1 protein-coding gene is annotated in these 328 nt (G+C 73.8%); it reads left to right on the top strand.

All coding sequences use genetic code 11. The annotated features are described in order from the left end of the window. Window positions 1-56: 56 nt before the first annotated feature. On the top strand, window positions 57-328 hold a 272-nt coding region (locus EN824_RS34020), incomplete at its 3' end, for a hypothetical protein (RefSeq protein WP_210236390.1).

Below are 328 nucleotides of genomic sequence, written 5' to 3'. Positions count from 1 at the left end.
CGCGGCGCCGCCGCGCGGGTCGCCTGCTGGCGAAAACGCTCGGCTGGGCGGTGGTCGTGGTCGTCTTGCTCGTCGTGCTGGCGCTCGGCCTCGTCTACGGAGCGCTGACCACCGAACGTGGCACCGCTTACGCCTGGCAGGCGGCGGTGCGGCTCTTGAGCGGCAAGCTGAGCGGCACGCTGGAAGGCGGCACGCTGGCCAACGGCGTGCGGCTGCGCGACGTGCGCTGGCGCGCGCTCGACGGCAGCGGCACCGACATCCAGAGCGACCGCGTGGCCGGCCGCTGGGGGCTGACGCGCGAGCCGTGGCGTTTCACCGTCGACTATCT

The organism is Mesorhizobium sp. M8A.F.Ca.ET.181.01.1.1, from assembly GCF_004792025.1.
Classification (GTDB): domain Bacteria; phylum Pseudomonadota; class Alphaproteobacteria; order Rhizobiales; family Rhizobiaceae; genus Mesorhizobium.
Note: the sequence above shows the minus strand (reverse complement) of the source record. Positions and strands in the feature narration are given on the sequence as shown.